Origin of the sequence: Streptomyces sp. NPDC046821 (assembly GCF_040645335.1) — a bacterium.
GTDB lineage: Bacteria > Actinomycetota > Actinomycetes > Streptomycetales > Streptomycetaceae > Streptomyces.
Genome location: NZ_JBEYYB010000009.1, coordinates 315,448 through 333,755, shown reverse-complemented (window position 1 = coordinate 333,755; position 18,308 = coordinate 315,448). Strand labels below are relative to the sequence as shown.

Sequence of the window (18,308 nt, the reverse complement as noted above, 5' to 3'; positions counted from 1 at the left end):
TCACTGACTCAACGCGGCGATGCGGTCCCGGTACCCCCGTACCGGGGCCGCGTCGCGGTAGGGCTCGAGGCGGCGCTCGAACTCCCGCACATACTCGTGCGCCCGCACCGACCGCATCTCGGAGGCCGCGTGGGCGGCCTCGGCGCCGAGCGTGCAGGCCTGGTCCAGCTCGCCGAGCCCGAGCCGCGCGGACGCGAGCACGACCCGGCAGAACAGCCGGCTGCGCGCGTACCCGGGCGACCTCAGCTGAAGCGACCGCTCCGCGTGCTGCGCCGCCGCCCGGTACTGCTGGAGATCCCGGTGGCAGTGCCCGAACTCGTCGGCGAGCTGCGCCTCGTCGAAGAACCGCGCCCAGTGCGGTACGTCGTCCCCGGCCCGCACCGCTTCAAGCGCCCGCTCCGCCCGCACGAGCGACGCCGTGCACGCGCGCACCTCGCCGAGCACCCCGTGCCCCCGCGCCTCCGCCGAGTGCAGCAGCGCCTGCACGGCCGGCGGCGCCGACGACCCCACACCCTGCTGGGCGACCCGCGCGAGCTGCACCGCCTCCCGCCCGTGCCCGAGATACACGGCCTGCCGGCTCATGGTGACCAGCACGTACGCCCCGTACGTCCGGTCCCCCGCGGCCTGCGAGAGCCGCAGCGCCTGCACGAAGTACCGCTGCGCGAGCCCGTGCGCGGCGATGTCGTACGAGGTCCAGCCGGCGAGGCGGGTGAGGTCGGCGGCGGCGGCGAAGAGGCGCCGGCCGGTCTGCTCGCCGTAGGAGCCCCGCAGCATCGGTTCGGCCTCGTGCTCCAGGTAGCGCACGAGTGCCTGGCGGGCGTGGCCGCCGCCGTAGGCCTGGTCGAGGGAGCGGAACAGGTCGCCGACGGAGCGCAGGGCCGCGATGTCGCCCGCCGTGACCCGCTGGCCGGGGCCGCGCTCCGCTTGGGGGCGCTGGACGGGCAGGGAGGGGCGGTCGAGCGCGGACGGGGCCTTGGCGAAGCGTCCCTGGGCGGGGATCCGGCCGCCGGTGCCCGCCTGCTCGCCGTGGGCAACGCGGTCGTCGGCGCGTCCGATCAGCCAGTCCCGGCTGGGCACGACGAGCCCGGCGGGGGTGAAGGCAATCTTGCGGAGTTCGGCGTGGCTGCCGGAGTCCTTGCGCCACAGGCCGCTGACGATGTCGACGGCCTCCTCGGGCGAGGCCGCGAACTCCAGGCCCGCGTACACCGGGGAGCAGGCGTCGAGGCCGAGGTCCTGGGCGGAGAGGCGGCGGCCGAGGCGGCGGGTGAACACCTCGGCGATCAGCGCGGGCGTGGTGCCGCGGGGCTGCTGGCCGCGCAGCCAGCGCGTCACGGAGGTCTTGTCGTACCGCAGGTCGAGACCGTGCTCCAGGCCCAGCTGATCGACGCGGCGGGCCAGGCCGGCGTTGGAGAACCCTGCCTCCGCGATGAGCGCGGCGAGCTGGCGGTTGGGGGTGCGCTGCGGAGGTCGTTCCGTCATCAGCTGTGCGGTCTCCTGCCTTCCGGGCCTTGGTGCAGCCCTCATGGAACGGCGCGAATGTAACGGCCCCCGCAAGCAGCGTCCCGCCCTTCGACAGGGCTTCATCCGATCGTGTGACGATTGACCGGAGAACTGACAAGAAACAGAGGCCCGTACAGTGGCTGAGGGCGCGATATGTGCATGGCGAAGGTTCTAGGGAGGCACTGACCGTGAATGAGTTGCGGTTCGTCCGCTTGGGGTTCGGAGCGGACTCGGTCGACTACCAGGAGGCCTGGGACGAGCAGCGCCGGGTGCACGCCGCCCGCTTCGCGGACGAGGTTCCCGACACCTGCCTGATGCTCGAACACCCGCCGGTCTACACGGCGGGCCGCCGCACCGCGCCCGAGGAGCGCCCGCTCGACGGCACCCCCGTGGTGGACGTGGACCGCGGCGGCAAGATCACCTGGCACGGCCCCGGCCAGCTCGTCGGCTACCCGATCCAGAAGCTGCCGCGCCCGGTGGACGTCGTCGCCCACCTGCGCCGCCTGGAGGAGGCGATGATCGCGGTGTGCGCCGAGTTCGGCGTGGTCACCTCGCGCGTCGAGGGCCGTGCCGGGGTCTGGGTGCTCGGCGACCCGGTCGAGCAGCGCCCGAAGCTCGGCGGCCTGTCGCTCGACTTCGACCCCCGCGTGAACGACTCGGAGTTCGACCCCCGCCTCAACGGCCCGGAGTACGCGCCGTCCAACGCCGGCCAGCGCCGCGAGGACCGCAAGATCTGCGCCATGGGCATCCGCGTCGCCAAGGGCGTCACGATGCACGGTTTCGCGCTGAACGTGAATCCGGACACGTCGAACTTCGACAAGATCATCCCGTGCGGCATCCGCGACGCGGGCGTCACCTCGCTCTCGTACGAGCTGGGCCGTGAGGTCACGATCGCCGACGTGCTGCCGGTGGCCGAGCGCCACCTGCGTGCCGTGCTCGAGAACGCCGCTCTGGCGCCGCGCACCGTCGAGAAGGCGACCGCTTAAGGGTCCCGCGAACGGGGACCGGGGACCACGGAGCGCGAGGCTCCGGGAATGTGCCCCGCCCGCCGCAGGTTGGCCACCCGTAAGGCCCATGAAGACCACGGGCGTACCCTGAGGTACGCCGAAGAATCGAAGTTGTAGGGAGCCGGTCGTGTCCGCAGTCGCACCCGACGGACGCAAGATGCTGCGCCTGGAGGTCCGGAACAGCCAGACCCCCATCGAGCGCAAGCCCGAGTGGATCAAGACCCGGGCGAAGATGGGTCCCGAGTACAACGCCCTGCAGAAACTCGTGAAGAGCGAGGGTCTGCACACGGTCTGCCAGGAGGCGGGCTGTCCGAACATCTACGAGTGCTGGGAAGACCGCGAGGCCACGTTCCTCATCGGCGGCGACCAGTGCACGCGGCGCTGCGACTTCTGCCAGATCGACACGGGCAAGCCCGAGGCGCTGGACCGTGACGAGCCCCGCCGCGTCGGCGAGTCCGTCGTCACGATGGACCTGAACTACGCCACGATCACCGGCGTCGCCCGCGACGACCTGGAGGACGGCGGCGCCTGGCTGTACGCGGAGACCGTGCGCCAGATCCACGCGATGACGGCGGAGCGCGAGGGCGGCTTCACCAAGGTCGAGCTGCTGATCCCCGACTTCAACGCCGACCCGGACCAGCTGGCCGAGGTCTTCTCGTCCCGCCCCGAGGTCCTCGGGCACAACGTGGAGACGGTGCCGCGCATCTTCAAGCGCATCCGCCCCGGCTTCCGCTACGAGCGCTCCCTCGAGGTCATCACGAAGGCCCGCGAGGCAGGTCTGGTCACCAAGTCCAACCTGATCCTGGGCATGGGCGAGACCCGCGAGGAGGTCAGCGAGGCGCTGCGCCAGCTGCACGAGGCGGGCACCGAGCTCATCACCATCACCCAGTACCTGCGGCCCACGCCGCGCCACCACCCCGTGGAGCGCTGGGTGAAGCCGGACGAGTTCGTGGAGCTGAAGGAGGAGGCCGAGCAGATCGGTTTCTCCGGCGTCATGTCGGGCCCGCTGGTGCGTTCCTCGTACCGCGCGGGACGGCTGTACCAGATGGCAGTCGAGAAGCGCGGCGCGTACGTCGCCTCGCAGGCGGTCTGATCCGGCGCCACCCGCACGGTCCGCCAGCGGCCGTGTGAAGTCACGCACAGGTAATTACCGGCTGGTAACGGTCGTGAGGACGCGGTCCTGACAGTCCCCGCAGATGGGGGGCCTGTCAGGGCCGCGTCCTGCTTCCGGCTCCCCCGCACCGAGGCTTCACGGCCGTTTGACCCTTCCGTCATGCGCTGGTAACACCGAACAGTGACGCTGTACTCACGCCACGTACACACGTAGCCGGAGTCTCTCCCGAGGGGGAACACCCAATGCAGGCCGCGCCCGTTCGCGCCACCGCCATCCCGACCTTCACCAACGCGCTCCGCGCGGTCGAGTCGCTGCTCATGGGCAGCGGACAGCGCACCGCCCGCCGCAACGCCTGGACCTCCGTGCTGGAAGACCGCCGCCGCGCCAAGGACCGGGTGGAGGCGGAGCGCGTGCTCGAGGAGGCTGTGGCCGCCCGCACGTCGTAGTCCGTTGCCCGGCCACGTAGACTTCAAGGCATGGCGAGGAAGGAAACCGCAGCGGACGCTGCGAACCCCGGGCGACTCAAGCAGATCGCCCTGACCTTTAAGATGACCCGCAAGGCCGACCCGATGATCGGTCTTGTACTCGCGGCTGTGGGAATCGTCACCTTTGGTGTGTTCCTCGCGATCGGTTTCTTGATCGGTCACCCGGTATATCTCGGAATTCTCGGCTTCCTGCTCGCCTTCCTCGCGATGGCGATCGTCTTCGGACGCCGTGCCGAGAAAGCGGCCTTCGGGCAGATGGAGGGCCAGCCCGGCGCGGCCGCCGCGGTACTCGACAACATCGGCCGTGGCTGGACCACGACCCCGGCCGTGGCGATGAACCGCAGCCAGGACGTCGTCCACCGGGCGGTCGGCAAGGCCGGCATCGTCCTGGTCGCCGAGGGCAACCCGAACCGGGTGAAGTCCCTGCTGGCGGCCGAGAAGAAGAAGATGGCCCGCATCGTGGCGGACGTTCCGGTCCACGACATCCTCGTCGGCAACGGCGAGGGCCAGGTGCCGCTCAAGAAGCTCCGTACGACGATGCTCAAGCTCCCGCGCGTCCTCGCGGGCCCGCAGGTCACGACGACCAACGACCGCCTCAAGGCGATGGGCGACCTGATGAGCAACATGCCGCTCCCCAAGGGCCCGATGCCCAAGGGAATGCGTATGCCGCGCGGCGGCAAGGGCCGCTGACCCACCCCCTTCTACTGCGAAGAGGCCCCCGAACCGATCGGTTCGGGGGCCTCTTCGTCGTCGTAGAAGCAGATTGCGTCAGACGCGGACCTGGACCGCGCGGGCGAGGCGGTCGTGGAGGCCGCGGCCGTCGCGGTCCCAGATCAGCGCGGGGACGGCGACACACAGGAGCAGGGTGCGCAGCAGGACGCGGCCGAGGCCGAGGCGCCCGCCCCCGTTCTCCGCGACGACCCGCAGGCCCATGATGCGCTTGCCGGGCGTGAAGCCGACCGTGCCGACGGTGAGCAGGCCGAGGACGAAGAAGATCGCCAGGGCCCAGTTCCCCGTCTGCTGGTTGTAACCGTGCGTGAGGAGGCCGTAGGCGATCAACATGCACAGGGCCCAGTCGATGCAGAGAGCGGCGATACGCCTACCCGGACGGGCGATCGAGCCCGGACCGGTCTCGGGCAGTCCCAGCTGCTCACCGCGGTACCCGAATTCGACACCCGCGTCCTCGGCGGCCGCGCGCGGCCCGGAGAGCCACGATCCGATTGCTTGCCTGTTGTCCACCCGTCCAAGGTACGCGCTCGGCCACCGAGCCCTGCCCTGGCCCCCTGCTCCGGTTAACGTCGGCGAAACAAATGGGTCATGCTTGAGAAATCCCGCCTGCATAAGGTCGGGGTCCAGCGTGTGCCACCGCACTTGGCCGCACCACCGAGCTGCTAGAGCTGCAACCCCGCCCCTCCCTGGGTGGGAGTAGGAGGAGTTGGATGTTCCAGAACGCCGACGACGCGAAGAAGTTCATCGCCGACAATGACGTCAAGTTCATCGACGTCCGGTTCTGTGACCTGCCCGGTGTGATGCAGCACGTCACCGTCCCGGCGGCGACCTTCGACCCGACCGAAGAGCTTGCCTTCGACGGTTCGTCGATCCGCGGCTTCCAGGCCATCCACGAGTCCGACATGGCGCTCCGCGCGGACCTGTCGACCGCCCGCGTCGACCCCTTCCGCCGCGACAAGACCGTCAACATCAACTTCTTCATCCACGACCCGATCACCGGCGAGCAGTACAGCCGTGACCCGCGGAACGTGGCCAAGAAGGCCGAGGCGTACCTCGCCTCCACCGGCATCGCCGACACCGCGTACTTCGGTCCCGAGGCCGAGTTCTACGTCTTCGACAACGTCCGCTTCCAGACGTCGGCGAACGAGAGCTTCTACCACATCGACTCCGAGGCCGGCGCCTGGAACACCGGTGCGGTGGAGAACAACCGCGGCTACAAGGTCCGCTACAAGGGCGGCTACTTCCCGGTCCCGCCGGTCGACCACTTCGCCGACCTGCGCGCCGAGATGTCCCTGGAGCTGGAGAAGAGCGGTCTGCAGATCGAGCGCCAGCACCACGAGGTCGGCACCGCCGGCCAGGCCGAGATCAACTACAAGTTCAACACGCTGCTCGCCGCGGCGGACGACCTGATGCTGTTCAAGTACATCATCAAGAACGTCGCCTGGCGGAACGGCAAGACCGCGACCTTCATGCCGAAGCCGATCTTCGGTGACAACGGCTCGGGTATGCACGTCCACCAGTCCCTGTGGGCCGGCGGCGAGCCGCTGTTCTACGACGAGCAGGGCTACGCGGGCCTCTCGGACGTCGCCCGCTACTACATCGGCGGCATCCTCAAGCACGCGCCGTCGCTGCTCGCGTTCACGAACCCGACGGTGAACTCGTACCACCGCCTGGTGCCGGGCTTCGAGGCGCCGGTCAACATGGTGTACTCGCAGCGCAACCGCTCGGCCGCGATGCGTATCCCGATCACGGGCTCGAACCCGAAGGCCAAGCGCGTCGAGTTCCGCGCGCCGGACCCGTCCTCGAACCCGTACCTCGCGTTCTCGGCTCTCCTGATGGCCGGCCTGGACGGCGTGAAGAACAAGATCGAGCCGGCCGAGCCGATCGACAAGGACCTCTACGAGCTGGCTCCCGAGGAGCACGCGAACGTCCAGCAGGTCCCGACCTCCCTCCCCGCGGTCCTCGAGGCCCTGGAGGCCGACAACGAGTACCTGCAGGCCGGCGGCGTCTTCACGTCCGACCTGATCGAGACCTGGATCGACTACAAGCGCGAAAACGAAATCGCCCCGATCCAGCTCCGCCCGCACCCGCACGAGTTCGAGCTTTACTTCGACCTCTAGGACGGCCCGGCCGGGTTTCCCAGCCGCGTACTCCGAGCAGCTCAGGCCCCCGTCGCCTCCTTCGGGAGGGGCGGGGGTTTTGCGCTGCGCGGCCCCGTAAACCCTCATAAACTCGGGCGAAATTGACCCGGCTATTGAGGAGTGTCGTATGAGCAACCTGTTCGTTCTCGCCTACAACGATCTCGCTACTGCCGAGCGGGTGCGGGACAAGGTTATTGATCTTTCTCGGCAGCATCTTGTCGAGCTCGAGGACATCGTCGTCGTCGAGCGGCGGGAGGACGGGAAGATCAAGTTGCATCAGGCGGTGAACCAAACGGCGTTGGGGGCTGCCGGTGGGGCGTTGTGGGGTGGGGTCATCGGGCTGCTGTTTCTCGCTCCGCTGCTCGGTGCGGCCGTGGGGGCGGCGGCCGGGGCCGCCGGGGGTGCCGTGACCGACACCGGTATCAACGACGACTTCATGAAGGAACTCAGCCAGAATCTGCGGCCCGGCGCCGCCGCGCTGTTCCTCCTGGTCAAGCAGGCCGCCGGGGACAAGGTGATCCCCGAGATCGCCGCGTTCGGCGGGCAGCTCGTGCAGACCTCCCTCAGTCATGAGGAGGAGGACCATCTGCGGGCGGCGATCCAGGCGGCTCAGGCGCACAGCAGGCAGGGTTCGTAGGCGGGTGCCGGGGGTGTCACACCCCCGGTGCCGCCGTGATCAGGCCGTCCGCCACCGCTCGGCGCAACGTCGTGTGGTCGGCGGCGTTCTGGTCCGTGTAGCGGAGCGCGAAGTCGGCCACCGCTCGGTCGAACGTGTCGGCGCGGCCCAGGTACGCGGCGATGGCGATGCGGTCGCCCGAGCGGGCGTGGGCGCGGGCCAGCGCGGTGCCGCAGAGGCGGGCGTAGTCCCGCAGGACCTCCGGGCCCATCCCCGCCACGTCGGCGGAGCCCTTCATGTCACGCAGCTGACGCCAGTAGAAGGCGCGGCCCTGCGGGCCGGTCATCCAGCCGAGGAAGATGTCGTGGGTGGCCTGGAGCAGGCGCTGGCCTGCGACGACGCGATGGCCCGGGTGCACGTACGGGCCGTGCGGCTGGTGGTCCTCGACGACGGACCGCGTGGCCTCCTTGATCTGGAGGAACAGCGGGTCGTCGGCGTCACGCCCTTCGAGGAGTACGACGAAACACCGGGTGCCGACGCTGCCGACGCCGACGACCTTACGGGCGGCCTCGACGAAGCGGTAGCGGTCGAGGAGGCGGCGGCGCTCCTCGGCGAGGGTGGAGCGGTAGTCGCCGAAGAGTTTGCGCACGGTGGCCGTGTCGGGGGTGCTCGCCGGTTCGAGGAGCGGCGGGTCGTGGATGATGCGGCGGTGCCCGTCGACGATCTCGGTCAGTTTGCCGAGCGCGTGCAGGCTGGTGCGGCGGGTGGCGTGCGCGAGGGTCGCCTGGACGCGGCGGCGGTCGCGGCCCGAGCGGATGAGCGGCAGCAGCGCGTGGGCGTCGATGTGCTCGTACCAGACGGCGAGTTCGCCCATCCCGGCGAGCCGGCGCATCGCCGTGCGGTACGCGAAGGCGGCCTCGCGGGCCGACCGGTGGGCCTGGACGTCCTTGTGGCCGTTGTCGCGCGCGGCGACGGCGATGCTCGCGGCAAGCCGCTTCACGTCCCATTCGAAGGGGCCCGGGCTGGTCTCGTCGAAGTCGTTGACGTCGAAGAGCAGGGACCGTTCCGGGGACGCGAACAAGCCGAAGTTCAGGAGGTGGGCGTCGCCGCAGAGCTGGACGGTGAGGCCGGTGGCCTGCTGGGCGGCCAGGTCGGCGGTCATCACGGCGGCGGCGCCGCGCAGGAACCCGAACGGTGAGGCGGCCATGCGTCCGTAGCGGATCGGCAGCAGCTCGGTGACGCGGTCGGCGGCCTGCTGTTCGAGTACGACGACGGGGTCGGTGCGGTCGGCGGCCGGTATCCAGGCCGCGTGCGAGCCGCGTGACGCGCGCTTGCGGGCCGCCTTGCCCCGGGCCGCGCGGGCGTGCGGGGTGCTGACTCGGCGGTAGGCGGGCGCGGCCATGGCTAGTGCCGCACCGCACGTGCGACGTCCGCCGTCACGTCGCCGCTCAGGTCGCGGTTGCTGCGGGCCGTCCCCTTGCCGGACTTCCCGTTGCCGACGTTGTCGATGGTCACGACGACCACGTCGAGGAGGTTGCCGCCGGGGTCGCGGAAGTCGATCTGCACCGCGTACGACGCCTGGGAGCCGGAGTGGTTGGTGGCGGTGACGGGGACGCTCTTGCGGCCGCCGTCGTTCGTCACCGAGCCCAGCGCGATGTCGCCCTTGGCGTTCACCCCGCCCTTGATGCGGTCCAGTTCCTGCTGGGCCTTGGCCGTGGCGGACGCGATCACCTCGCCGGCCCGCGACGCCACGGACGACGCGGCGGAGGCGGCCTGGGACGCCTCGTTGGAGGGGCTCGTGTTGTTGTTGGAGCAGCCGGCCCCGGCGAGCACCAGTATCGCCACGAGCAGTCCGGCTGCCGCACCCCGCACGCCACGTACCGACATCACGCCTCCCGCTGCCATTCCGGCCCGTACATCAGTCCCCTCAAGTCAAAGGCCGCCCGGGACCCCCGTCATGCCGGGCACGGCAATCAGGTGAGCCCGGCCGGATCCGGAGGCAGGATGGGGCACGGCCGGTGGACTGTCCCTGGGAGGTACGTGTGAGTGGTCGGCGGCACATCGACGCGACGGAGCGGCGGGCCCGGCTCGCCGCCGGGCAACGGCTCGCGCCCGCCGCACGGGCCCGCTCGGCCGAGGAGGTCGCCGCCTCGCTCGTGGCGCTCCACGGCACGGACCCGTCCACCGTGTACCTGGCGGTGGGCGCGCGCCTCGCGGACCCTTCGCAGACCGTGGCCGACGTACAGCGCGCGCTGTACGAGGACCGCACCCTGGTACGGATGCACGGGATGCGGCACACGGTGTTCGTGTTCCCCACCGCGCTCACCGCCGTGGTGCACGCCTCCACGGGCATCGAGGTCGCGGCGCGGGAGCGGGCCTCCTTCGTCAAGTTTCTGGAGGCGGGCAGCGAGCACGACGCGGCGTGGCTCGCGGACGTCGAGGCGGGCACCCTGGCCGTGCTCGCGGCGCGCGGCGAGGCGACGGCGGCCGAACTGGCGGCGGCCGAACCCCGGTTGCGCACCCAGCTCCTGTACGCGCCGGGAAAGAAGTACGAGGCCTGGCAGGCGATCTCCACGCGGGTGCTGCGGGTGCTGGGCATGGAGGGGCGCGTCGTACGCGGGCGGCCGCGCGGCTCGTGGACGTCGAGCCAGTTCCGCTGGGCGCTGGCGCCCGCGCACCCCGAACTGCCCGTCGCCGAGGCCAAGTCGGAGCTGCTGCGGCACTGGCTCGGCGCGTGCGGTCCCGCCACGGAGGCGGACCTGAAGTGGTGGACGGGGTGGAAGGTCACCGACGTACGCCGGGCGCTGAAGGCGGTCGAGGCCGTCGAGGTGGAGCTCGACGAAGGGGCCGGGTACGTGCTGCCCGAGCACGTCGAACCCGTCGCCGCCGACGCGGAGCCGTGGGCCGCCCTGCTTCCCGGGCTCGACCCGAGTGCGATGGGCTGGCAGCAGCGTGACTGGTATCTGCCGCCGGAGCTGCGGGCGCCGCTCTTCGACGGGGCGGGCAACATCGGGCCCACCGTGTGGTGGGACGGGCGCATCGCCGGCGGGTGGGCACAGGGCGCCGACGGTGAGGTCAGGTGGCGGCTGCTCGCGGACGTGGGCCGGGAGGGCGCGGCGGCGGTAGAGGAGCGGGTCGCGACGCTTCAGGGGTGGCTGGGGGACGCGCGGGTGACGCCGCGTTTCCGTACGCCGCTGGAGAAGGAGCTGGCGCGGGGCTGAGGTTCCGTGGGGGCCCGTGCATGGGTGGCCCTGAACTGCCGTGTGCCGCCCGCCCGTCGGGAAGTGACGGGCGGGCGGCACACGATGTCGACGACGGGTCAGCGGCTGTAGCGCATCAGCGCGCGGACCATGTGGCAGGTGATGTCCGACGGCGGGTGGATACCGACGCGCTCCGCGGCGCTCCGTATCGCCTTGTTGTGGGCCTGGTTCGGGAGGTAGACGCCCGAGTCGAGCAGGGCGATCGCGAGGCGCATGGCCTTGAGGCGGCGGTTATGGGTGATGTACCAGTCGCGGGGGCGTCCCGCGGGCAGGGGCTTCTTCTTGACGGGGGTGAAGGTCAGCTCGGTCAGGTCGGTCAGCATCGGTGCGGCAGCGGGCACAGACATCCTCCTGTCGCGGGAGGGAGACCTCACGGGGCCCTCCGCGGCCCCGGACGCTCCCTCGAACACTGCTTCTATTCTACGGGCGGGCACTGACAACAGCCCCTGGTCAGCGGGTATATCCCGTACCGTTGGCCGCATGGAGATCTGGATCAACCCGGCCTGTTCGAAGTGCCGCAGCGCGCTCACCCTGCTCGACGCGGAGGGCGCCGACTACACGGTCCGCCGCTACCTGGAGGACGTGCCGTCCGAGGACGAGATCCGCGGCGTCCTGGACCGGCTCGGCCTGGAGCCGTGGGACATCACGCGGACGCAGGAGGCCGACGCGAAGGAGCTCGGCCTGAAGGACTGGGCGCGGGACGAGGCTTCGCGCGACCGCTGGATCGCGGCGCTCTCCGCGCACCCGAAGCTCATCCAGCGGCCGATCATCACGGCGGAGGACGGTACGGCGGTGGTGGGCCGCAGCGAGGAGGCGGTCCGGGACGCGCTCGGCCGTAAGTGACCCCTCGTGCCCGGCCCGCGCGTGCCCTGAAAGGCCTGCGCGGGCCGGGACGTGACTCCGGCCACAAAAGGCCCAGGTAACACGGGGTTCACATTCGGGCAACGGACGGGAAATCGCCGGTTGACAGTCTGTTGAGCAGCACAGAGGCGCCGCACCAGCGGACGACCGCTCCGCACAGACCCACCGAAGGATGTGGCCCCCGTGACGTTCAAGGCTGAGTACATCTGGATCGACGGCACCCAGCCGACGGCCAAGCTCCGTTCGAAGACGAAGATCATCGCGGGCTCCGCGCCGGCCGTCGACGAGCTGCCGCTCTGGGGCTTTGACGGTTCGAGCACCAACCAGGCCGACGGCCACGCCTCCGACCTCGTGCTGCGCCCCGTCGCCTCGTACCCGGACCCGATCCGCGGCGGCGACGACATCCTCGTCATGTGCGAGGTCCTCAACATCGACATGACGCCGCACCGCACCAACACGCGGGCCGAGCTGGCCGAGGTCGCCGGACGCTTCGAGGGCCAGGAGTCGATCTTCGGCATCGAGCAGGAGTACACGTTCTTCGAGGGCGACCGCCCGCTCGGCTTCCCCGTCGGCGGCTTCCCGGCCGCGCAGGGCGGCTACTACTGCGGTGTCGGCTCGGACGAGATCTTCGGCCGTGACGTCGTCGAGGCGCACCTGGACAACTGCCTGAAGGCGGGTCTCGGCATCTCCGGCATCAACGCCGAGGTCATGCCCGGCCAGTGGGAGTTCCAGGTCGGCCCGCTCGCCCCGCTCGAGGTCTCCGACCAGCTGTGGGTGGCCCGCTGGCTGCTGTACCGCACGGCCGAGGACTTCAACATCTCCGCGACCCTCGACCCGAAGCCGGTCAAGGGCGACTGGAACGGCGCGGGCGCGCACACCAACTTCTCCACGAAGGCGATGCGCGAGGGCTACGACGCGATCATCACCGCGTGCGAGTCGCTCGGCGAGGGCTCCAAGCCGCTGGACCACGTCAAGAACTACGGCGCGGGCATCGACGAGCGCCTCACCGGCCTGCACGAGACCGCTCCGTGGGACCAGTACACCTACGGCGTCTCCGACCGCGGCGCCTCGGTCCGCATCCCGTGGCAGGTCGAGCGCGACGGCAAGGGCTACATCGAGGACCGCCGCCCGAACGCGAACGTCGACCCGTACGTCGTCACGCGCCTGATCGTCGACACGTGCTGCACGGCGCTGGAGAAGGCCGGGCAGGTCTGATCCACGGCGGAGGGCTCGGAGAGGTCTGATCCACGGCGGTGAGAGCGGCCGGGCAGGTCTGATTCCGGCCATCAACTCTTGGGAGGCGCCCGCACATTGTGCGGGCGCCTTCTTGTTCCCGTATCCCGTCTGCTTCAATAAGGGCATGGCCGACTTCCGGAACACCAGTGCGCAGGGTCGTCATGACCTTGAGCCGTTCTGGCCGTCCCGCCAGCACCACGACTTCGACCGGGTGTGTTGCCGCGCGGTGAACGCGCAGGCCCTCTAAAACCGTCCCCGTCCGCACGGGTCGCACGGCCTTCGGCCGGCGCGCATGACGTACGTCCTTCTCAGACGACTTCTCGCGCGAAAGAGTTGACCACTCATGGCACACGCCCACCCGCTCTCCGTCGCTCCTTCTCCCGCCCGGCACCGGCTGCGTGCCGTCGACCGGGACGAGGTCCCTCCGCTCGGCCCGCACCTGGACGTCTCCGCGTTCCTGCCGCCGGGCGCCACGCTCCTGCCGGCCCCGCCCCACACGCTGCCGACGCTCCCGGGCCGGCCGCCGATGATCGGCTACCTGGTCCTCGTACCGGCGGACCAGCAGCCGCCCCTGGCGAGCGAGCCCGCGCACGAGGGCCCTTACGCTCACGAGGCCCCCGCTGCGGACACCGCCGACGCCCTCGTGCGCATCGACCCGGTCCGGCGCACCGCCCACGTCGACGACCGTCAACTCGACCTGACCTACCTGGAGTTCGAGCTGCTCGCGCATCTCGTGGCGCATCCGCACCGGGTGCACACGCGGGACCAGCTGGTGACCACGGTGTGGGGCTACGGGCACGTGGGCGACGGGCGGACGGTCGACGTCCATGTCGCGCGGCTGCGGCGCAAGATCGGGGCCGAGCACCGCCAGGTGATCCAGACGGTGCGGCGCGTCGGCTACAAGTACACGCCGCCGACCGCCCGTTGATCCGATTCGCCCCTTGGCGGAACCGATGTCCTGACGCACCGAGAGCGGGCAGAGTCACCGGTATGAGACTTCTGGTGCTCGGTGGTACGGAGTTCGTGGGGCGAGCCGTGGTGGAGGCCGCGCTCGCCCGGTCCTGGGACGTCACCGTCTTCCATCGCGGGCGACACCCGGCGCCCGACGGGGTGCGGTCCCTGCACGGGGACCGCACCGCGGACGGCGGGCTCGGCGCGCTCGCGGAGGGCGAGTGGGACGTCGTCGTCGACACCTGGTCGTCGGCGCCCCGCGCGGTCCGTGACGCGGCCCGGCTGCTCGCGGGGCGGGTAGGCCGGTACGTGTACGTGTCGACCATGTCCGTGTACGAATGGGCGCCGCCACCCGGGTACACCGAGGACGCCCCGCTCGTCGACGGCGCCTCGCCCGACGCGGAGGCGACGGACTACGCGCGGGACAAGCGGGGCGGCGAACTCGCGGCGATCGACGCGTTCGGCGCGGACCGCTCGCTCCTCGTGCGCTGCGGCCTGATCCTCGGCCCGTACGAGAACGTCGGGCGGCTCCCCTGGTGGCTGACGCGCATGGCGCGGGGCGGCCCCGTCCTCGCGCCCGGCCCCCGGGACCTGCCGCTCCAGTACATCGACGTACGCGACCTCGCCACCTGGACCCTCGACGCGGCGCAGGCCGGCCTGAGCGGCCCGTACACCCTGATCAGCCCCTCCGGGCACGCCACCATGGGGCAGCTACTCGACGCGTGTGCGCAGGTCGCCGGCGACGGCGCCGAGCTGCGGTGGACCGCTCCCGAGGTGATCATCGAGGCGGGGATCGAGCCGTGGACGCAGCTGCCGGTGTGGGTGCCGCCGGACAGTGAGGAACATGCCGCCCTGCACAGCGCGGACGTGACGAAGGCGGTGGCGGCCGGGCTGCGCTGCCGGCCCGTCGAGGAGACCGTCGTCGACACGTGGGCCTGGCTGGACTCCATCGGCGGGGTACCCCCGCACCGCCCGGACCGCCCCTCCCTCGGCCTCGACCCGGCGACGGAGGCGAAGGTTCTGAACAGCTGACGCAGCGTCACCCATTTGGGTCACGTCCCATAGCTACACCCCCCTCGCCCGCGCGGCGACACGAACTCGCCATCCGTGTAAGGACCGTGGAGCGAGGGGGCTCTCAGGGTTACCGTGCGGCGCCGCACCATCCGACCCAGGGGGCACACATATGACCGCATTGTCGCGACGTACCGTCCTCGGCACCGCCGGCGCGATCGGCCTGGGAGCCGCCGGGGGTCTCCCGGCCACGGCGCACGCCGCCGAGGGCCGTGCCTTCACCGCCACTGCCACCACCACCGCCTTGACCACTCCCGCCTTCACCACCGCTCCCGTACGCGCCGCGCTCAAGCGGCTGCTCCCGGCCCACGCCGGCCAGTTCCGGCTCACGCTCGTCGCCCCGCAGAGCGGCCGCGACCGGTTCCGGGTGACCGGGAGCAAGGGCCGTATCGAGGTGTCCGGGACGACACCGGCCGTGCTGCTGACGGGAGTTCACTGGTATCTGAAGTACGTGTGCGGGGCGCACATCGCCTGGCAGGGCAGCCAGCTCGACCTGCCGAAGACCCTGCCCGCGCCCACCCGCCCGCTGGAGAGGTCCACCGGACTGCGCCACCGGTTCGCGCTCAACGACACGAACGACGGCTACACCGCGCCTTACGCCGATTGGCCGTACTGGGAGCGGATGATCGACGTCCTCGCGGTGCACGGCTGCAACGAGGTGCTTGTCATCGCGGGCACCGAGGCCGTCTACGAGCGTGTCCTCAAGGACTTCGGGTACAGCGACGCGGAGTCGCGGGCCTGGCTGCCCGCGCCGACGCACCAGCCGTGGTGGCTGCTCCAGAACCTGTCCGGTTACGGCGGGCCGCTCTCCCCCGAACTCATTGCCAAGCGCGTCGAGTTGGGGCAGCGCATCGCGGGCCGGCTGCGCGAGCTGGGCATGGCGCCCGTGTTCCCCGGCTACTACGGTCACGTGCCGAGCGGCTTCGTGAAGCGCAACGGCGGTGACGCGCACGTCGTGCCGCAGGGCACCTGGCACGGCTTCGGCCGGCCCGACTGGCTCGACCCGCGCACCCGCTCCTTCGCCTCCGTCGCCGCGTCCTTCTACCGGCACCAGAAGGATCTGTTCGGTGCGGCGAAGCACTTCAAGATGGACCTCCTGCACGAGGGCGGCACGGCCGGCGACGTCCCCGTGCCGGACGCCGCGCGCGGGGTCGAGCGGGCGCTCCAGAAGGCGCATCCGGGGGCCACCTGGGTGATCCTCGGCTGGGAGGCGAACCCGCTGCCCGCGCTCGTGAACGCGATCGACAAGAAGCGGATGCTGATCGTCGACGGCGTCTCCGACCGCTTCACGAGCGTCACCGACCGCGAGAAGGACTGGGACGGCACGCCGTACGCGTTCGGCACGATCCCGAACTTCGGCGGGCGGACCACGATCGGCGCCCGCGCCCACGTCTGGAACGAGAAGTTCTTCGCGTGGCGCGACAAGCCGGGCAGCGCGCTCGTCGGTACCGCCTTCATGCCGGAGGGCGCCGACCGCGACCCGGCGGCCTTCGAGCTGTTCTCCGAACTCGCTTGGACTGAGCGGCCGTTGGACCGGGCCGCCTGGTTCTCGTCGTACGCCGACTTCCGTTACGGCGGGCGGGACGCGCAGGCGCGATCGGCCTGGAGCGCCCTGCACGACACCGCGTACCAGCACACCGCCGTGGAGCGCAGTGACGCGCACGACTCGCTGTTCGCGGCGCGGCCCGACCTGGCCGCGAACCGGGCCGCCGAGTTCGCGCCGCGCGGCCTGACGTACGACCCGGGGCGCTTCGACGCGGCGCTGAGCGGGCTGCTCGGGGTGAGTGGCGGGCTGCGGGGCAGCGCCGCGTACAAGTACGACCTGGTGGATGTGGCGCGGCAGGCGCTCGCGCACCGGTCTCGGCAGCTGCTGCCGCAGTTGCGGGCCGCGTACGGCAGGAAGGACGAGGGCACGTTCCGGGCGCTGGCGACGCTGTGGCTGAAGCTGATGCGGCTGTCGGACGACGTGACGGGGACGCATCCGGCGTTCCTGCTCGGGCCGTGGATCGAGGACGCGCGGCGGCTCGCGACGAACGACGGCGAGCGCACCGAGTTCGAGCGCACGGCCAAGGCACTCATCACCGTGTGGGGCGACCGGGCCACCGCTGACCCGGGCGACCTGCACGAATACGCGAACCGTGAGTGGCACGGCCTGATGTCGGACTTCTACGTGCCGCGCTGGCAGAAGTGGCTGGACGAGTTGCAGGACGCGCTGTCCACGAGGTCGAAGCCCGCCGCCGTCGACTGGTTCGCGTTCGAGGAACCGTGGACGCGGGAGCGCAAGGACTATCCTCTGCGGCCGGTCGGGGACGCTTACGCGACGGCGGCGCGGGTGCGGGACACGCTCGCGCGGGCGCCGTACCAGGGCGCGCTGACCGTCACCGCGCAGCCGTCCGCGTTCCCTCCCGGCGGGCACGCGCGCGTGGAGGCCGCCTTCCGCAACGTCAACGGGCTGCGGGCGACCGGCGCCGTGGACTTCACGCTGTCCGGCATCGCCGCCACTCCCGAGGGCCCCACGTCCCTGTCGAGCGTCGCACCGGCGGGCTCGGGCGCGGTCCGCTGGCGTGCGAACGCGCCGGGCACGCCCCTGGACCGGCCGCTGCGTCCGCTGCCGTACACGCTCACCGTGCGGTACGGGCCGCAGGGCGAGAGCCGGGTGGCGTCGGTGCACGAGGGCACGCTGTTCGAGGCCGGGCCGCTCGGCTCCGGCTGGCGGACCGTCACGAACAACTCCGCCGTCTTCGGGCAGCTGGGCGGCCGGTACGCGATCGACGGCGGCGGCGCCGACCTGTGGAAGGGCACGGCCGAGTTCGGCTCCGCGTACCGGAAGGCGGCCTTCGCGGACGGGTCGTCGGCGCGGGTGAAGGTGACGGCCCAGGACACGACCAGCCCGTGGGCGCGAGCGGGTCTCATCCTCCGCAACTCCCTTGCCACACCCGGCAGTACGGGCTTCCTGAACCTCTCCGTGACTCCGTCCAACGGGGTCGTGGTGTCGTACGACTCGAACGGGGACGGGACGCTCGACACGTACAAGCGCGTCACCGGGGTCGCGGCGCCGGTGACGCTGAGGGTGACCCGGTCCGGGGGTTCGTACACCGGCGCCTTCTCGGTGGACGACGGGGCGACGTGGCGGACCGTCGCGACGGTGCGGGTGCCGGGGGCGGCGGCGCGCCAGGACGTGGGCCTCTTCATGACGGCGACGAACGGGGGCGGCGGGGCGCGCGGCACCGTCGAGTTCAGCGGATGGCAGCTCAGGTAGCGGAGCGTCCTGGGCCAGAATGGGCGGGACGAAAGCCGCGTATCCACTCGCGACTGCGACTCTGTATCCACTCTCGAC

At 71.1% G+C, this 18,308-nt stretch carries 18 protein-coding genes; 13 read left to right on the top strand and 5 right to left on the bottom strand.

The features are described 5' to 3' along the window. Complete coding sequence (locus tag ABZ893_RS20640) at nucleotides 1-1,479, bottom strand: regulator (RefSeq protein WP_361405533.1); 1,479 nt, start codon at nucleotides 1,477-1,479, stop codon at nucleotides 1-3. A gap of 209 nt (nucleotides 1,480-1,688) precedes the next feature. On the opposite strand from ABZ893_RS20640, the gene lipB reads away from it, so the two are divergent. The 4 genes from lipB to ABZ893_RS20620 all read left to right on the top strand — a co-directional run bounded on the left by lipB (nucleotide 1,689) and on the right by ABZ893_RS20620 (nucleotide 4,796). Continuing rightward, entirely contained in the window at nucleotides 1,689-2,486 is a 798-nt protein-coding gene (lipB, locus tag ABZ893_RS20635) for a lipoyl(octanoyl) transferase LipB (protein ID WP_361405530.1), read from the top strand. Between the two features lie 148 nt (nucleotides 2,487-2,634). Beyond that, entirely contained in the window at nucleotides 2,635-3,600 is a 966-nt protein-coding gene (locus tag ABZ893_RS20630; RefSeq protein WP_361405527.1) for a lipoyl synthase, read from the top strand. 263 nt (nucleotides 3,601-3,863) lie between these two features. Continuing rightward, nucleotides 3,864-4,067, top strand: coding sequence for a hypothetical protein (locus ABZ893_RS20625; protein WP_361405524.1), 204 nt, complete (start codon nucleotides 3,864-3,866; stop codon nucleotides 4,065-4,067). Between the two features lie 30 nt (nucleotides 4,068-4,097). Next, nucleotides 4,098-4,796 carry a DUF4191 domain-containing protein gene (locus ABZ893_RS20620; protein ID WP_361405521.1) on the top strand — a complete coding sequence of 233 codons (699 nt, stop codon included), beginning with the start codon at nucleotides 4,098-4,100 and terminating at the stop codon, nucleotides 4,794-4,796. Nucleotides 4,797-4,874: 78 nt separating this feature from the next. On the opposite strand, the gene ABZ893_RS20615 is transcribed toward ABZ893_RS20620, so the two are convergent. Further along, the gene (locus tag ABZ893_RS20615) at nucleotides 4,875-5,345 is read right to left on the bottom strand and encodes an RDD family protein (protein ID WP_361405518.1); all 471 of its coding nucleotides are present in this window, start codon (nucleotides 5,343-5,345) and stop codon (nucleotides 4,875-4,877) included. Nucleotides 5,346-5,545: 200 nt separating this feature from the next. Here ABZ893_RS20615 and glnA point away from each other — a divergent pair, with 200 nt between their 5' ends. Next, on the top strand, nucleotides 5,546-6,955 hold the full coding sequence (gene glnA / locus ABZ893_RS20610) for a type I glutamate--ammonia ligase (protein WP_361405515.1): 1,410 nt from the start codon (nucleotides 5,546-5,548) through the stop codon (nucleotides 6,953-6,955). A gap of 148 nt (nucleotides 6,956-7,103) precedes the next feature. After that, nucleotides 7,104-7,613 (top strand): DUF1269 domain-containing protein, encoded by a 510-nt coding sequence (locus ABZ893_RS20605; RefSeq protein ID WP_361405512.1) that lies wholly within the window; start codon nucleotides 7,104-7,106, stop codon nucleotides 7,611-7,613. 16 nt (nucleotides 7,614-7,629) lie between these two features. On the opposite strand, the gene ABZ893_RS20600 is transcribed toward ABZ893_RS20605, so the two are convergent. Then, on the bottom strand, nucleotides 7,630-8,994 hold the full coding sequence (locus tag ABZ893_RS20600) for a DUF2252 domain-containing protein (protein WP_361405509.1): 1,365 nt from the start codon (nucleotides 8,992-8,994) through the stop codon (nucleotides 7,630-7,632). A 2-nt stretch (nucleotides 8,995-8,996) separates the two neighbouring features. Continuing rightward, nucleotides 8,997-9,479 carry a hypothetical protein gene (locus ABZ893_RS20595; RefSeq protein WP_361405506.1) on the bottom strand — a complete coding sequence of 161 codons (483 nt, stop codon included), beginning with the start codon at nucleotides 9,477-9,479 and terminating at the stop codon, nucleotides 8,997-8,999. 155 nt (nucleotides 9,480-9,634) lie between these two features. Here ABZ893_RS20595 and ABZ893_RS20590 point away from each other — a divergent pair, with 155 nt between their 5' ends. Continuing rightward, nucleotides 9,635-10,813, top strand: a complete 1,179-nt coding sequence (locus ABZ893_RS20590) for a winged helix DNA-binding domain-containing protein (RefSeq protein ID WP_361405503.1) — start codon at nucleotides 9,635-9,637, stop codon at nucleotides 10,811-10,813. A gap of 98 nt (nucleotides 10,814-10,911) precedes the next feature. On the opposite strand, the gene ABZ893_RS20585 is transcribed toward ABZ893_RS20590, so the two are convergent. Continuing rightward, entirely contained in the window at nucleotides 10,912-11,199 is a 288-nt protein-coding gene (locus ABZ893_RS20585; RefSeq protein WP_361405500.1) for a hypothetical protein, read from the bottom strand. A 133-nt stretch (nucleotides 11,200-11,332) separates the two neighbouring features. Between ABZ893_RS20585 and ABZ893_RS20580 the strand changes: the two genes are divergently transcribed. The 6 genes from ABZ893_RS20580 (at nucleotide 11,333) to ABZ893_RS20555 (ending at nucleotide 18,230) form a co-directional block, all read left to right on the top strand. Beyond that, a complete protein-coding gene (locus tag ABZ893_RS20580; RefSeq protein WP_361405497.1) occupies nucleotides 11,333-11,695 on the top strand; it encodes an arsenate reductase family protein in 363 nt (120 codons plus the stop codon). Nucleotides 11,696-11,896: 201 nt separating this feature from the next. Further along, nucleotides 11,897-12,928 (top strand): glutamine synthetase, encoded by a 1,032-nt coding sequence (gene glnII, locus ABZ893_RS20575; protein ID WP_361405494.1) that lies wholly within the window; start codon nucleotides 11,897-11,899, stop codon nucleotides 12,926-12,928. A 145-nt stretch (nucleotides 12,929-13,073) separates the two neighbouring features. Beyond that, on the top strand, nucleotides 13,074-13,196 hold the full coding sequence (locus ABZ893_RS20570; RefSeq protein WP_361405491.1) for a hypothetical protein: 123 nt from the start codon (nucleotides 13,074-13,076) through the stop codon (nucleotides 13,194-13,196). A 96-nt stretch (nucleotides 13,197-13,292) separates the two neighbouring features. After that, nucleotides 13,293-13,877: a winged helix-turn-helix domain-containing protein gene (locus tag ABZ893_RS20565; RefSeq protein WP_361405488.1), complete on the top strand. Its 585-nt coding sequence runs from the start codon at nucleotides 13,293-13,295 to the stop codon at nucleotides 13,875-13,877. A gap of 62 nt (nucleotides 13,878-13,939) precedes the next feature. Next, nucleotides 13,940-14,932: an NAD-dependent epimerase/dehydratase family protein gene (locus ABZ893_RS20560; RefSeq protein ID WP_361405485.1), complete on the top strand. Its 993-nt coding sequence runs from the start codon at nucleotides 13,940-13,942 to the stop codon at nucleotides 14,930-14,932. Between the two features lie 151 nt (nucleotides 14,933-15,083). Continuing rightward, the gene (locus ABZ893_RS20555; RefSeq protein ID WP_361405482.1) at nucleotides 15,084-18,230 is read left to right on the top strand and encodes an alpha-N-acetylglucosaminidase; all 3,147 of its coding nucleotides are present in this window, start codon (nucleotides 15,084-15,086) and stop codon (nucleotides 18,228-18,230) included. The last annotated feature ends 78 nt before the right edge of the window (nucleotides 18,231-18,308 follow it).

What these genes read in the sequence shown, in the direction of transcription:
- ABZ893_RS20640 (WP_361405533.1), bottom strand. Translation starts at nt 1,479, where the DNA reads ATGACGGAACGACCTCCGCAGCGCACCCCCAACCGCCAGCTCGCCGCG.
- ABZ893_RS20625 (WP_361405524.1), top strand. Translation starts at nt 3,864, where the DNA reads ATGCAGGCCGCGCCCGTTCGCGCCACCGCCATCCCGACCTTCACCAAC.
- ABZ893_RS20620 (WP_361405521.1), top strand. Translation starts at nt 4,098, where the DNA reads ATGGCGAGGAAGGAAACCGCAGCGGACGCTGCGAACCCCGGGCGACTC.
- glnA (WP_361405515.1), top strand. Translation starts at nt 5,546, where the DNA reads ATGTTCCAGAACGCCGACGACGCGAAGAAGTTCATCGCCGACAATGAC.
- ABZ893_RS20605 (WP_361405512.1), top strand. Translation starts at nt 7,104, where the DNA reads ATGAGCAACCTGTTCGTTCTCGCCTACAACGATCTCGCTACTGCCGAG.
- ABZ893_RS20600 (WP_361405509.1), bottom strand. Translation starts at nt 8,994, where the DNA reads ATGGCCGCGCCCGCCTACCGCCGAGTCAGCACCCCGCACGCCCGCGCG.
- ABZ893_RS20595 (WP_361405506.1), bottom strand. Translation starts at nt 9,479, where the DNA reads ATGTCGGTACGTGGCGTGCGGGGTGCGGCAGCCGGACTGCTCGTGGCG.
- ABZ893_RS20585 (WP_361405500.1), bottom strand. Translation starts at nt 11,199, where the DNA reads ATGTCTGTGCCCGCTGCCGCACCGATGCTGACCGACCTGACCGAGCTG.
- ABZ893_RS20580 (WP_361405497.1), top strand. Translation starts at nt 11,333, where the DNA reads ATGGAGATCTGGATCAACCCGGCCTGTTCGAAGTGCCGCAGCGCGCTC.
- ABZ893_RS20570 (WP_361405491.1), top strand. Translation starts at nt 13,074, where the DNA reads ATGGCCGACTTCCGGAACACCAGTGCGCAGGGTCGTCATGACCTTGAG.
- ABZ893_RS20565 (WP_361405488.1), top strand. Translation starts at nt 13,293, where the DNA reads ATGGCACACGCCCACCCGCTCTCCGTCGCTCCTTCTCCCGCCCGGCAC.
- ABZ893_RS20560 (WP_361405485.1), top strand. Translation starts at nt 13,940, where the DNA reads ATGAGACTTCTGGTGCTCGGTGGTACGGAGTTCGTGGGGCGAGCCGTG.
- ABZ893_RS20555 (WP_361405482.1), top strand. Translation starts at nt 15,084, where the DNA reads ATGACCGCATTGTCGCGACGTACCGTCCTCGGCACCGCCGGCGCGATC.